This is a genomic window from Pseudomonas sp. Tul2A7 (assembly GCF_054790505.1).
Map to the genome: position 1 here is coordinate 4,763,981 of NZ_CP186499.1, position 14,003 is coordinate 4,777,983.

The 14,003-nt window shown below is 60.6% G+C and carries 12 protein-coding genes; 8 read left to right on the top strand and 4 right to left on the bottom strand.

What is annotated here, in order from left to right; translation table 11 throughout:
* Positions 1–243 precede the first annotated feature (243 nt).
* Together moaB and ACOYXJ_RS21420 are read left to right on the top strand one after the other, a co-directional pair.
* Positions 244–783, top strand: coding sequence for a molybdenum cofactor biosynthesis protein B (moaB, locus tag ACOYXJ_RS21415; protein ID WP_150794935.1), 540 nt, complete (start codon positions 244–246; stop codon positions 781–783).
* A complete protein-coding gene (locus ACOYXJ_RS21420) occupies positions 780–1,985 on the top strand; it encodes a molybdopterin molybdotransferase MoeA (protein WP_460372992.1) in 1,206 nt (401 codons plus the stop codon). Before moaB ends, ACOYXJ_RS21420 begins: the two co-directional genes overlap by 4 nt.
* Positions 1,986–2,309: 324 nt before the next feature.
* On the opposite strand, the gene ACOYXJ_RS21425 is transcribed toward ACOYXJ_RS21420, so the two are convergent.
* A complete protein-coding gene (locus tag ACOYXJ_RS21425) occupies positions 2,310–3,206 on the bottom strand; it encodes a bestrophin family protein (protein WP_460371315.1) in 897 nt (298 codons plus the stop codon).
* Between the two features lie 35 nt (positions 3,207–3,241).
* The gene (gene moaA, locus ACOYXJ_RS21430) at positions 3,242–4,240 is read right to left on the bottom strand and encodes a GTP 3',8-cyclase MoaA (protein WP_460371316.1); all 999 of its coding nucleotides are present in this window, start codon (positions 4,238–4,240) and stop codon (positions 3,242–3,244) included.
* A gap of 354 nt (positions 4,241–4,594) precedes the next feature.
* Between moaA and ACOYXJ_RS21435 the strand changes: the two genes are divergently transcribed.
* The 4 genes from ACOYXJ_RS21435 to ACOYXJ_RS21450 all read left to right on the top strand — a co-directional run bounded on the left by ACOYXJ_RS21435 (position 4,595) and on the right by ACOYXJ_RS21450 (position 9,591).
* Complete coding sequence (locus ACOYXJ_RS21435; RefSeq protein WP_460371317.1) at positions 4,595–6,919, top strand: FdhF/YdeP family oxidoreductase; 2,325 nt, start codon at positions 4,595–4,597, stop codon at positions 6,917–6,919.
* A gap of 106 nt (positions 6,920–7,025) precedes the next feature.
* Positions 7,026–8,429, top strand: a complete 1,404-nt coding sequence (locus ACOYXJ_RS21440) for a cytochrome ubiquinol oxidase subunit I (protein ID WP_460372994.1) — start codon at positions 7,026–7,028, stop codon at positions 8,427–8,429.
* A gap of 3 nt (positions 8,430–8,432) precedes the next feature.
* Positions 8,433–9,449 carry a cytochrome d ubiquinol oxidase subunit II gene (gene cydB / locus ACOYXJ_RS21445; protein WP_460371318.1) on the top strand — a complete coding sequence of 339 codons (1,017 nt, stop codon included), beginning with the start codon at positions 8,433–8,435 and terminating at the stop codon, positions 9,447–9,449.
* On the top strand, positions 9,436–9,591 hold the full coding sequence (locus ACOYXJ_RS21450) for a DUF2474 domain-containing protein (protein ID WP_081265204.1): 156 nt from the start codon (positions 9,436–9,438) through the stop codon (positions 9,589–9,591). The genes cydB and ACOYXJ_RS21450 overlap by 14 nt, the downstream gene beginning before the upstream one ends.
* Positions 9,592–9,906: 315 nt before the next feature.
* Here the strand turns inward: ACOYXJ_RS21450 and ACOYXJ_RS21455 are convergent, their stop codons facing one another.
* Positions 9,907–10,758 (bottom strand): CAP domain-containing protein, encoded by an 852-nt coding sequence (locus ACOYXJ_RS21455; protein ID WP_460371319.1) that lies wholly within the window; start codon positions 10,756–10,758, stop codon positions 9,907–9,909.
* 199 nt (positions 10,759–10,957) lie between these two features.
* On the opposite strand from ACOYXJ_RS21455, the gene ACOYXJ_RS21460 reads away from it, so the two are divergent.
* The gene (locus tag ACOYXJ_RS21460; RefSeq protein WP_460371320.1) at positions 10,958–11,578 is read left to right on the top strand and encodes a cell wall hydrolase; all 621 of its coding nucleotides are present in this window, start codon (positions 10,958–10,960) and stop codon (positions 11,576–11,578) included.
* On the opposite strand, the gene ACOYXJ_RS21465 is transcribed toward ACOYXJ_RS21460, so the two are convergent.
* Positions 11,575–12,462 (bottom strand): LysR family transcriptional regulator, encoded by an 888-nt coding sequence (locus tag ACOYXJ_RS21465; RefSeq protein ID WP_460371321.1) that lies wholly within the window; start codon positions 12,460–12,462, stop codon positions 11,575–11,577. The two genes, ACOYXJ_RS21460 and ACOYXJ_RS21465, sit on opposite strands and share 4 nt — an antisense overlap.
* Before the next feature lie 103 nt (positions 12,463–12,565).
* On the opposite strand from ACOYXJ_RS21465, the gene ACOYXJ_RS21470 reads away from it, so the two are divergent.
* Entirely contained in the window at positions 12,566–13,978 is a 1,413-nt protein-coding gene (locus tag ACOYXJ_RS21470) for an MFS transporter (RefSeq protein WP_460371322.1), read from the top strand.
* Positions 13,979–14,003: the final 25 nt, after the last annotated feature.

A 14,003-nucleotide genomic window follows, 5' to 3' on the forward strand; every position in this document is an offset into this window, starting at 1 on the left:
ATGCGCGAGACGCACGAAAAGCGCAGGGTGCGACGATCTCATCTGAACGGTTGTTCGTCCAATCGGAACTGTTTAAGGGCCAATCGATCAGCTCTATCAGGCCCGGTTCTGCTGGCGTCTGGCGAGGTGAAAAACACCGATAGAGCGGGTCGATAATGTGGTTGGCCAGAGTGATTAGACAGTACTCATAAGCGGCACTTAGGCTGCTCGGCAATGTTGATTGACTGCTGCCGGAGAACTGCCATGAGCGCCAAAGCCGATGCCCTGTTTGTCCCCCTGAATATTGCCGTACTGACGGTCAGCGATACGCGCGATTACGCCAGCGATACGTCCGGCCAGTTGCTGGTCAGTCGTTTGCTGGAAGCCGGGCACACCTTGAGCGAGCGCAACTTGCTCAAGGATGATCTGTACAAGATCCGCGCACAGGTGGCGAACTGGATTGCCGACGAAACCATTCAAGTGGTGCTGATCACCGGCGGCACCGGGTTCACCGGTCGCGACAGCACGCCGGAAGCGGTGGCCTGTTTGTTCGATAAACAGATCGATGGTTTTGGCGAACTGTTCCGGGCGATTTCGATTCTGGATATCGGTACGTCCACCGTGCAAAGCCGCGCGCTGGCCGGGCTGTCGAACGGCACGCTGGTGTGCTGCCTGCCGGGTTCGACCGGCGCTTGCCGCACGGCGTGGGAAGGCATTCTTGCCGAGCAACTCGACAACCGTCATCGCCCATGCAACTTCGTCCCGCACCTGAAAGCCGTGCAAGCCTGCGGGCCACGCGGATGAGCAAGGCGCCGTTGATGCCGGTCGAGGACGCCCTCGACCAATTGCTCGGCATGGCCAATGAGCAAGGTCTGGCCGAAAGCCAACTGTTGGCGCTCGATGACACGCGTGGGCGGGTGCTGGCCAGTGATCTGGTGGCGACACTCGACTTGCCGCCGTGGCCGAACAGTGCCATGGACGGTTACGCGCTCAATCTTGCCGATCTGCACCGGCAGCCGCTGAAGGTCTCGCAGAAGGTTTACGCCGGGCTGGCGCCGGACACGTTGCTGCCCGGCACCTGCGCACGGATTTTTACCGGCGCACCGCTGCCGCCCGGCGCCACCTGCGTCGAGATGCAGGAGAACGTCGAAGTGCTGGAGGACGGCCGCGTGCGCTTCTTGCAGCCGCTGAAGGCGGGGCAGAACATCCGCGCGCAAGGTCAGGAAAATCGCGTTGGCGACATCCTGCTGCGCGCCGGCAAACGCCTCGGACCGTTCGAACTGGCAGTCGCCGCCGGGCAAGGGCTGGCACAACTGCACGTGGTGCGTCGCCCGCGTGTGGCGTTGCTGTCGACCGGTGATGAACTGGTCGAGCCGGGTCAGCCGTTGCGCCCCGGCAGTATTTACAACAGCAACCGCGTGTTGCTTGGCCACTGGTTGCGTGAGCTGGGCTGCGAAGTGATCGACGCCGGCATCCTCCCGGATCGCCCGGCACAGACGCGGCTCAAGCTTGAGCAATTGCAAGTGAGTGCGGATCTGATTCTGACTACCGGTGGCGTGTCTGCCGGTGATGCCGATTGCCTGGGTCAAGTGCTGCGTGACAACGGCAAACCGCTGTTGTGGAAACTGGCGATCAAGCCTGGAAAGCCGCTGACGGTCGGGCATTTCGGCACGGTGCCGGTGATTGGTCTGCCAGGCAATCCGACCTCGGCGCTGGTGACGTTTGGCTTGTTGGCGCGGCCGTATCTGCTGCGCATTCAAGGCGTGGAAGAAGTCATCCCGCTGAGTTTTACGGTTAACGCGGGCTTCGATTGGCACAAGGCTGGCAGCCGCCGTGAATACCTGCGGGTGAGGCTGGAAGCGGGGCGTGCGGTGCTTTATCCGAATCAAAGCTCCGGCGTCCTGCTCGGCGCCACCTGGGCCGATGGCCTGGTGGAAATCCCCGAGCACAGCACGCACAACCTCGGCGACCCGCTGCGCTTCATCCCCTTCAACGAACTGTTCTGACCCAACACAAATTCAACCTGTGGGAGCGAGCTTTATGGCGCTCATCAATATCCGGGTGTGAATGCGAAACCTGTAGGAGTGAGCCTGCTCGCGATGACGGAGGGTCAGTCGACGAAGATGTTGACTGGGCCGGCGCCATCGCGAGCAGGCTCACTCCTACAATGGTTTTGTGGTGCTCATCAATATCGGCGGTGTACACAAACCCTGTGGGAGCGAGCCTGCTCGCGAAGGCGGAGTGTCAGTCAACATCGATGTTGGCTGACTGGGCTTCTTCGCGAGCAGGCTCGCTCCCACGGGGTTTTGAGGTGTCTGGAGAGCGAAGGATCAGCTCAGGACATAGTCCACAGGCTGCAGCGCCGGCGGTACTTCGGCACCCAGTTCGCTGAGGATGTCACGCTCGATGGTGCGCACCAGTGCATCGGTGGGCAGGTCGTTTTCGTCGCGGCCGAACGGGTCTTCCAGCTCATCGGCAATCGCATCCAGACCAAAGAACGTGTAGCTGACAATCGCCGTGAACAATGGTGTCAGCCAGCCCAGCGGTTCGGCCATGGCGAACGGCAGCAGGATGCAGAACAGGTAGATCGTGCGGTGCAGCAGCAGGGTGTAGGGGAAGGGCAGTGGGGTGTTCTTGATCCGTTCGCACACCGCTTGTGCCTGGGTCAGGCTGGTCAGGTGGTTGGCCAGCAGCATGTAGCGCCACTCGCTCAACTCGCCGTTCGAATGCAGGTCGGAGCACTGCTGGCCGACTTGCTGCAGAATCCGCCCGCTGTAGTCCGGAACCTGCGCATCGTGTTTGGGCGTGATCCAGGCACTGCTGGCCGCCGCTTCGCTTTCCCGGCGCAACCGCGCATTGAGGGCATGGGCAAAGCCACACAAGTTAAGCAGCAAAGGCTTGCGCTCAGCCGATTCACGGATGACATGGGTTTCGCGGATCACCGAACGAATGTGCACGATCACTTCGCCCCAGGCTTTGCGCGCCTCATACCAGCGGTCATAGCAGGCGTTGTTGCGAAAATTCATGAAGATCGACAGCGACAAACCGAGCAAGGTAAACGGCGTGGCGTTGACCTTGGTGAAGTTGCTTGGATGTAGGATTTCCACCAGCACGATGGCCGAAGCGAGCAGGGTGACCATCAACGTGCGCATGGCGATGCGCTTGGCGATCGAACCCTTGAGGGTGAAGAGAATGGCGAACTGGTTGACCTTGGGTCTGATGATCATGCTGTGCGGTTCCGATAACCCTTGGAAGGGGCGGTCTAGCCGCCGGTCATGTTCATGAAGCGCACGACCTGAACATCATCGTTCACTTCGAAATTATGTCGATACGGCTTGAGTTTCATCGCCTCGATAATGGCTTTCTCCAGCCGTTGCGGTTGCCCCGGGTGCGCACGCAGTACCGCTTTGAGATCGACCGAATGCTCGTTACCCAGACACAGTAGCAGGCGCCCTTCGACGGTGAGCCGTACGCGGTTGCAGGTGCCACAAAAGTTGTGGCTGTGCGGCGAGATAAAGCCCAGACGAATCTCCGGCGCCTCGGCCAGCCGCCAGTAGCGCGACGGGCCTTGCGTCGACTCCGCCGAGTCGATCAGGGTATAGCGTTCGGCAATCTTTTCTCGTACCTGGGCGCTGGAGAAAAACGACTCGGCACGACTGTGTTCGCTGATGATTCCCAGCGGCATCTCTTCGATGAAAGAGACGTCGAGCTGCCGGTCGATCGCGAAGCTGACCAGATCATTGATCTCCTGATCGTTGCGGCCCTGCATCACCACCATGTTGAGTTTAGTGCGGGTAAAACCGGCCTTGCGCGCAGCATCGATGCCGTTGATCACCTGCGCCAGATCGCCGGTGCGGGTCATCTGTTTGAAGCGCTGCGGATCAAGGCTGTCGAGGCTGATGTTCAGGCGTTTGACCCCGGCGTCGAACAACGGCGCGGCGAGTTTGCCGAGCTGCGAGCCGTTGGTGGTCATGCACAACTCGCGCAGGCCGGGCAGGGCGGCGATCTGCTCGCACAACTTGACCACGCCCGGACGGATCAGCGGCTCGCCACCGGTCAGGCGAATCTTGCGCGTGCCGAGCGCCACAAAGCTCTGCGCCAGTTGATAGATCTCTTCCAGCGTGAGGATTTTTTGCCGTGGCAGAAACTGCATGTCTTCGGCCATGCAATAGACGCAGCGGAAGTCGCAGCGGTCGGTTACCGACATGCGCAGATAGTCGACGCGGCGGTTGTAACCATCGATCAAGACACGCTCTGACATGACAGCCTCGCAGGAATGAAAACCCCGGTTGAAGGAGTTTGGTCAGCGCAGGTTATGGGCAACCTTCACTGCCGTCCAATCACTGTTAATGAACAGCTGATTGATGCCGTCGATGATGAATTATTTTTCGCCGAAAGTTGCTCCGTTACTTTCGCAAGGCCCCGTAAATAAAGGGTTTTAATCCGTGATAGATGCTTTCGATAAGACGGTCATTAATAGCGATTAGACAATGTTTTGTAACGGTTCATATCCTTGCCCCGGCAAACCCAACGACCACTTTGCAACCTTGAAAGTCGGCCGTCGCTGTTTAACCGAATCAGGTTCATGCCTGTGTGCATCGTCATGGAGAGTCCCATGTCACAAGTCGACCGTTACAAACCCTACAAAGGCGCCGCTGCCGGTTGGGGCGCTGTCATCAGCCTGACCAAGAGCTGGCTGGGCAGTGAAAACGCCCTGAAAAACATCCGTGCCATGCTCAAGACCAACCAGAACGGCGGCTTCGACTGCCCGGGTTGTGCCTGGGGCGAAGCGCCGGGCGCGAGCATGTTGAAGTTCTGCGAAAACGGCGCGAAAGCGGTGAACTGGGAAGCGACCGGGCGTTTGGTCGACCCGGCCTTCTTCAACAAGTACACGGTGTCGAGCCTGGCCGAGCAGAGCGACTACTGGCTGGAATATCAGGGTCGTCTGACCCACCCAATGCGCTACGACGCGCGGGTCGACCGCTATGTGGAAATCAGTTGGGAAGATGCGTTCGCGCTGATCGCTGATCACCTGAAAAACCTCAAATCGCCGCACGAGGCCGAGTTTTACACCTCGGGCCGCGCGAGCAATGAAGCAGCATTTCTCTATCAGTTGTTCGTCCGTGCATTCGGCACCAACAACTTCCCCGACTGCTCGAACATGTGCCACGAAGCCAGCGCGGTGAGCATGATCGAGACCCTCGGCGTCGGCAAAGGCACCGTGGTCTACGAGGACCTGCATCACGCCGACGCGATTTTTGTGATCGGCCAGAACCCCGGCACCAACCACCCGCGCATGCTCGAGCCGTTGCGTGAAGCGGTGAAACGTGGCGCCCAAGTGGTGTGTATCAATCCGCTGAAAGAGCGTGGCCTGGAGCGTTTCCAGAACCCGCAGAACCCGCTCGAAATGCTCAGCAACGGCTGGGAAGCGACCAACACCGCGTACTTCCGCCCGGCGCTGGGTGGCGACATGGCGATGATTCGCGGCATGGTCAAATTCCTTCTGCAGTGGGAGCGTGAGGCGCAGGCGACTGGCGGCGAACCGGTGTTCGATCATGCGTTCATTGCCGAGCACACCACAGGGCTCGACAGCTATCTGGCTGAAGTCGAGGCGACAAGTTGGGAGCACATTCTCGAGCAGTCCGGCGTGCCGTTGCATGACATCGAACTGGCCGCGCGCATGTATGGCCGCGCCAAAAGCGTGATCATGTGCTGGGCCATGGGCCTGACCCAACACGTGCACTCCGTGGCGACCCTGCAGGAAGTCATCAACCTGCAACTGCTGCGCGGCAACGTCGGCCGTCCGGGCGCAGGTCTGTCGCCGGTTCGCGGCCACAGTAACGTGCAGGGCGACCGCACCATGGGCATCAACGAACTGGCGCCGAAAGACTTGATGGACGCGCTGGAAAAACGCTTCAACTTCGAGGTGCCGCGCATGCACGGGCACAACACGGTGATGGCGATCGGCGCCATGGAACGTGGCGAAGCCAAGGTGTTTATCGGTCTGGGCGGCAACTTCGCCCAAGCCACGCCGGACACCCCGCGCACCCACGCCGCCATGCGCAAACTCGACCTGACCGTGCACATCGCCACCAAGCTCAACCGCAGCCATCTGGTCACCGGTCGCGACGCGCTCATCCTGCCGTGCCTCGGGCGTACCGACATCGATATCCAGGCTGAAGGCCCGCAAGGCGTGACCGTTGAAGACACGTTCAGCATGGTGCATTTGTCGTTCGGTCAGTTGAAGCCGAAGTCGGCGCAGTTGAAATCCGAGCCGGCGATCATTGCCGGGATCGCCGCCGCGACCCTGGGCAAACACCCGATCGATTGGGAATGGGTGGTGGGCGACTACGGGCGCATCCGCAACCTGATTGCCGACGTGATTCCGGGCTTCGAGAACTTCAATGAAAAACTCTTGATCCCGGGTGGCTTCCATCTCGGTAACGACGCCTCGGATCGGGTCTGGAACACTGCCAGCGGCAAGGCCCAGTTCACGCCGTGCGTGCTGCCGGAGCACCTGATCAGCGAAGGCGTGCGTAACCTGCCGGTCAAGCCGCATCTGATCCTGCAAACCATGCGTTCCCACGATCAGTACAACACCACGCTGTATGGCCTCGATGATCGTTATCGCGGGGTTTACGGCATGCGCGACGTGATCTTTGCCAACGAGCAGGACATCCAGCGCTTGGGTTTCGAGCCGGGGCAGAAGGTTGATCTGGTGGCGCTGTGGGATGACGAACGTGAACGTCGGGTCAGCGGTTTTACCTTGATCGCTTACGACATTCCCGTAGGGCAAGCAGCGGCTTACTACCCGGAGACCAATCCGCTGGTGCCGCTGGAAAGCTACGGCGACCGGACCTACACGCCGACGTCCAAATTCGTGGCGATCCGCCTCGAGGCTGCGAAGGTCAGCAACCTGATTCCGTCGTCGGTGGCGTAATCCGCAACCTATAAAAACCATAGCAATTTGACTGGCTGCAGGCGTTCGCGCCTGGCGGTGGCCCGGGTTCGTGCTGCCGTTTTTCAGCCTGGATGAGGACATCATCATGTTCAATCTGGAGGCACTGGACCTGGCGCGAATTCAATTCGCGTTCACGGTTTCGTTCCACATTATTTTCCCGGCGATCACCATTGGCCTGGCGAGTTTCCTTGCGGTACTCGAAGGCCTGTGGCTGAAAACCCGCAACGACACGTACCGCGATCTCTACCATTTCTGGTCGAAGATTTTCGCGGTCAATTTTGGCATGGGCGTGGTTTCGGGACTGGTCATGGCGTACCAGTTCGGCACCAACTGGAGCGGCTTTTCGGATTTTGCCGGGAGCATCACCGGGCCGTTGCTGACCTATGAAGTGCTGACTGCATTCTTCCTTGAGGCCGGGTTCCTTGGGGTGATGTTGTTTGGCTGGAACCGCGTCGGCCGGGGCTTGCACTTCTTCGCCACGGTGATGGTCGCCATCGGCACGTTGATTTCGACCTTCTGGATTCTTGCCTCCAACAGCTGGATGCAGACGCCGCAGGGCTTCGAAATCGTCGACGGTCGGGTGATGCCGCTGGACTGGCTGGCGATCGTGTTCAACCCGTCGTTCCCGTTTCGTCTGGCGCACATGGCGATTGCCGCGTTTGTCGCCACGTCGTTCTTCGTCGGTGCGTCGGCTGCCTGGCATTTGCTGCGCGGCAATAACACGGCGCCGGTGCGCAAGATGTTTTCCATGGCGCTGTGGATGGCGTTGATCGTTGCGCCGATCCAGGCAGTGGTCGGTGACGCCCATGGCTTGAACACGCTGGAGCATCAACCGGCGAAGATCGCCGCCATCGAAGGGCACTGGGAAAACGCCGACAACGGTCCGACGCCGCTGGTGCTGTTCGGCATCCCTGATATGCAGGCGGAGAAGACCAAATATGCGTTGGAAATCCCGTACCTCGGCAGCCTGATCCTCACACACAGCCTCGATAAGCAGATCCCGGCGTTGAAGAGCTTCCCGAAAGAAGACCGGCCGAATTCGACCGTGATCTTCTGGAGCTTTCGCGTCATGGCCGGGTTGGGGATGTTGATGATCCTCGTCGGTTTGCTGGGGCTGGCGTTGCGCCGGGGCGGCAAGCTTTATCAGCATCGCGGCTTCCAGCGACTGGTGTTGTTGATGGGGCCGAGCGGCTTGATTGCGCTGCTGGCCGGTTGGGTCACCACGGAAGTCGGGCGTCAGCCGTGGGTGGTGTACGGCTTGCTGCGCACCCACAACGCCGCGTCGCATCACTCGGTGGCGCAGATGAGCACGTCGCTGGCGCTGTTCGTGGTGATCTATTTCACGGTGTTCAGCGTGGGCATCGGCTACATGATGAAACTGGTGAAAAAAGGCCCGCAGCCGCACCACGAACATCCGCCTGAGGGCGATGAATTGCAGACGCCGCGTCGGCCGATTTCGGCGGCTATCGTCCCTATGAAGGAGCATTGAGTCATGGCTATTCAAGGTATCGATCTCTCGTTGATCTGGGGAGTGATCATCGCCTTCGGGGTGATGATGTACGTGATCATGGACGGCTTCGATCTGGGCCTGGGGATCCTGTTTCCGCTGATCCCGGACGAGCAGGAACGCGACGTCATGATGAACACCGTCGCGCCGGTGTGGGACGGTAACGAGACGTGGCTGGTGCTCGGTGGCGCGGCGTTGTATGGCGCGTTTCCGCTGGCGTACGGGGTGATTCTCGAAGCGTTGTATCTGCCGCTGATCCTCATGCTTTGCGGGTTGATTTTCCGCGGTGTGGCGTTCGAGTTTCGCTTCAAGTCTTCGCCGCAAAAACGTCATTGGTGGGACAAGGCGTTTATCGGTGGTTCGCTGCTGGCGACGTTCTCCCAGGGCGTGGTGATTGGTGCGTATGTGTCCGGGATTCCGGTGTTCGATCGGCAATTTGCCGGTGGCGGTCTGGACTGGTTGGCGCCGTTTCCGCTGGTGTGTGGCGTGGGTCTGGTGATCGCGTATGCGTTACTCGGCAGCACCTGGTTGCTGGTCAAGACCGAGGGCATGCTCGAATCGCGGATGCGTCTGTTCACCCGGCCGCTGGCCTTGCTGTTGATGGCGATGGTGCTGGTGATCGGCGTGTGGACCCTGCAACTGCATCCAGAACTGGCGGCGCGTTGGTCGACGCACGGGCATCTGCAGGTGTTTGCCGGGTTGGTGGTATTGGCATTGCTGGCGCTATTCGGACTGTTGCGCACGTTGCGTCAGCGGCATACGCACTGGCCGTTCGTGTTTACGCTGGTGCTGATGCTGCTCGGTTACATCGGCCTGGCGCTGAGCATCTGGCCAAACATCATCCCGCCGTCGGTGAGCATTTGGGCTGCGGCATCACCGCCCTCGAGCCAGTTGTTTGCGCTGATCGGCGCACTGTTCATCCTGCCGGTGATCCTGATGTACACCTTCTGGAGCTACTACGTGTTCCGCGGCAAAGTGAGGATTGGCGATGGCTACCATTGATTCGCGTGAAGTGAAAAGCAGTCGCTGGTACAAGCGTTTGGGCTGGTTGCTGCTGATCTGGCTGGGCAGTGTGGTATCGCTGGCGGTGGTGGCGAGTCTGCTGAAACTGGCGATGTATGCCGCAGGGATGAGGACCCATTGACCCCAAAAAACCGGAGCCTGGCTCCGGTTTTTATTGCCGCCGATCTTGAGGTCACTGACTACCCCCTGTAGGCCTTCGCCTGCTCGCGATGGCGTCGGGTCAGACAACATTGATGTTGAATGTAATGGCCTCATCGCGAGCAGGCGAAGGCCTACAGGGATTTGTGGTGGTTGGAGAATATGTAAACACCGCCGAACACTGTGGGAGCGAGCCTGCTCGCGAAGGCGTCAGGTCAGACACATTGATGTTGACTGTAAAGGCCTCTTCGCGAGCAGGCTCGCTCCCACAGGTATTGTGGTGTTTTTGCGATTGGGCTTACTGGGCGCCAAACATCGCGGTCCAGTAAATACCTGCACTGCTTTTCGGATCAGTCGCGTAGGCGGCGCCGAGTTCCTGGTATTGCGGGTTCATCAGGTTGGCGCAGTGGCCGGGACTGGCGAGCCAGCCTTCGACGACTTTGTGCACGGTGTCTTGACCTGCGGCGATGTTTTCGCCGACCAGTTGCCCGCTGTAACCAGCGAGTTCCGCGCGATCGCCCGGGGTGCGGCCGTCGCGGTCCTTGTGGTCGAGGTAATTGTTGTTAGCCATGTCGCGGCTGTGATCCTGGGCGATCGTGCCCAGCGTCGCGTTCCAGGCCAGCGGAGCCGCTGCGGTAAAAGCCTGACCGCCACACTGACGGGCCTGACTGCGGGCGACATTGAGTTCACTGAGCAATTTCTGCCCCTCACTTTGCGCATCACCGAGCCTGGCTGTCAGCAGCGGCCGCGCCAGCACAATGCGCCAGTCGCGGTCGTCGCGGCTGACACCGACATCGACGAACTGCGGATCGAGCACTACCTGACAGAAACTCTCCTTGATCGCCTGCATCGCCGACGCCGCATCACGCGGGCCGTTGAGCGTGATCGCTTGCACATTGACCATCGGGTAGCTGGCGCTGGCCATGGCTTGCTGCAGATCGACAGCACCGGTGGCGCGTAATCTCAGCCGTGGATCAGCCGACAGCGGCGGCAGTTCATTGGACGCCTGCGAACCACAACGCTGCGGCTGGCTGCGGTAGCTGTTGATCGACTCGATCAATTGCGACTCATCGCTGGCCAGCGCCGGGATGGCAAACACTACACCCACGGACAACGCGGCAAGACGCAAAACGGATGGCATGAAGCGCATGGAAATCTCCCTTGAGCTGAATGCGCCCATGATGCGCGAAAGGCCCCCGGTGAGCGCAATGTCTTTTTTCTTCATTCAGCGGTTTTTCTGCGCAACTTTGCCTCTGGTTTTGCCGTCTACACTCACCGAAGAGCCCGGAAACCGGGTGTCTCCCCGACGTAACCCCTTGCCCGACTCGGGCGCTGCCGGAAGAACAGACATGGGATTGAAAGGCTTGGCTGGTTGTCTTGTATTGACCCTGTTGGCAGGCGCAGTCTGGGCCACCGATCAGGCCCCGATCAAAGCGAAGGCTGAAGAAAAAGCCCAAGTGCTGGAAGAGAAAGCGGCGGACAAGGTCAGCGCCGCACCGGCACCGAAAGCCGAAGCCATCACCCCGACCGAAGTGCAGGCGGTCGACCCGGCCGGTGCCGCGCCGCTGGACGATCCGATCACTTGTCTGGCGCGCAGCATCTATTGGGAAGCCAAGGGAAAGGACACTCCGGAAATGGAAGCCGTGGCCAGTGTGGTGATGAATCGCCTTGGCCACGAAGGCTTTCCCGACAACATTTGCGCCGTCGTCAAACAGGGTTCGGAAACCAAGAGCTGCCAGTTTTCCTGGTGGTGCGACGGGCGTCCGGATCAGGTCAAGGAGGATGCCGAATACACGCTGGCCAAGGATATCGCCCGCAAAGCGCTGAACCGCCAACTCAAGGATCGCACCAACGGCGCGCTGTATTTCCACGACCGCAATGTGCATCCGAGCTGGGCCAAGGAGTACCGCAGAACGGCTGAAACGAAAAAGTTTCTCTTCTACAAACCTGCTGGTGGCGACGCGCGTTAGGCGCAGACTTGCCGTACACAATCGCGCAACCAGCGATGCGCCGGGTCGGCATCCATGCGCGGGTGCCAGAGCATCGACACACTGATGTCCGGCATCGCGAAGGGCAGGGCGAAACTGTGCAGGCCCGTACGCAGTTTGCTGGTATGACGCTGCGGGACCGTGGCGATCAGGTCTGATTCACGCACCAGCGTCAGCGCCGCCGAGAATCCACCGAATGAAGTGACGATGTCCCGTGTCAGTCCCACAGCGAGTAACGCTTCGTCCACCGGGCCGCTGCTGCGCCCGCGTCGTGAAATGAGAATGTGCTGGCCGCCGGCGAAGCGTTTGCTGGTGATTTTCCCCGCGCTCAAGGCATGCCCCTCACGTACCACACCGATCCACTGATCCTGAAACAGGATGCGGCTGTGCAGCGTCGGGTCGGTGCTGTCATCGACCACGCCGGTTTCCAGATCGACGCGACCTTCGCGCAGCGGCGTGCTGTCCTTGTCGGCTTTCTGCACAAAACGCAGACGCACGCCGGGCGCTTCTTCAGCGATGCGCGCGAGCAGGGCGGCAGCAAAGGTTTCGACAAAACCGTCGGTGTTGCGCAGGGTGAAGGTGCGTTGCAAGCGGCCGGGGTCGAGCACTTCGGTAGGTCGTAAAACCGCTTCGGCGTCCTGCACCAGATGACTGACCCGTTCGCGCAGTTCCAGTGCGCGCGGCGTTGGTACCAGGCCCCGACCGGCGCGCACCAACAGCGGATCGCCCGTGGTTTCGCGCAGACGGGCGAGGGCGCGGCTCATGGCTGACGGGCTCAGCCGCAGGCATTTGGCGGCGCGGGCGACGCTGCCTTCGCGCAGTAACACGTCGAGGGTGATCAGCAGGTTCAGGTCCGGCGTGGTCATGACATGGCGTTCCATGCAGGTATTGAGTGCAAAGCATGCGTCTTGCGCCTTGTCTTGTCGAGGCTCAGGCTATGGCAGATCACTTTTGCGCTGCGAGCCTCCCATGTCCCGAGCCCCCCTGAGCACTCCCGCCCGCTGGGCGCTGACCAGCCTGGCCTTGTCGATGTTGATGCCGTCACTGGACACCAGCATTGCCAACGCCGGGTTGCCGATCCTCGCGACCGCATTCGAGGCGACGTTTCAGCAAGTGCAATGGATCGTGCTCGCCTACCTGCTGGCGATCACCACTTTGATTGTCAGTGTCGGGCGGTTGGGCGATGGCTTTGGTCGGCGTCGATTGCTGTTGATCGGGATCGGCATTTTCACCAGCGCTTCACTGGCCTGTGCGCTGGCACCTGGACTTGCCTGGTTGATCGGCGCACGGGCGGTGCAAGGCGTTGGCGCGGCGATCATGTTCGCCTTGACGGTGGCGTTGGTGGCCGACGCGGTACCCAAGGCGCGGGCGGGCAGTGCGATGGGCTTGCTGGCAACGATGTCGGCGACGGGCACCAGTCTTGGGCCGTCGCTGGGCGGGCTGTTGATGACGCATGTCGGCTGGCAGGCAATTTTTCTGCTCAACGTGCCGTTGGGCATGCTCAATGCGTGGCTGGTGTACCGCTATTTGCCGGCGGATCGGGCAGCAGGGCGGCGCATGGCGTTCGATTATTCTGGCAGCGCGGTGCTGGTTTTCACGCTGGCAGCCTATGCGCTGGCAATGACGCTCGAAGGTTTCACGTTGCCGTTGTTGCTGGCCAGCCTGTGCGGACTCGGGTTGTTCGTCGTGGTCGAGAAGAAGGCCAAGGCGCCGCTGATTCGCTTGTCGCTGTTCGCTGACCGGCGATTGAGCAGCAGCCTGGCGCTGACCCTGCTGGTGACAACCGTGATGATGACCACGCTGGTGGTGGGACCGTTTTACCTGAGTCGCGGATTGGGCCTCAACAGCGCCGTGGTCGGCTTGGCATTATCGGTCGGGCCGTTGTTGTCTGCGTTTGGCGGTGTGCCAGCTGGACGTCTGGTGGATCGCTTCGGCGCGCGGCGGATCGTGCCGGGTGCATTGTTCGCCATGGCTTGCGGCTGCGCTTTGTTGGCGCTGTTGCCAATGAATCTGGGGCTGCCTGGGTATTTGTTGCCGATCACCGTGGTCGCCATCAGTTATGCGTTGTTTCAGGCAGCCAACAACACCGGATTGATGGCCGGCGTTCGTCAGGAGCAGCGTGGTGTGGTTTCGGCGATGCTCGGTCTGGCGCGCAACCTCGGCTTGATCACCGGGGCGGCAGTAATGGGCGCGGTATTTGCGCTGGCAGCGGGCGATCCGACGCAGGCGCCGGCTACGGCCATTGCTAGCGGCTTGCACATCACTTTTGGCGTAGCGGTGGCGTTGATGCTCATGGCGTTGATCATCAGCCGAGCGCAGTTCAACTGTGGGAGCGAGCCTGCTCGCGAAGAGGTCGACACAGGCAACATCTCCAGTGATTGATACACCGCTTTCGCGAGCAGGCTCG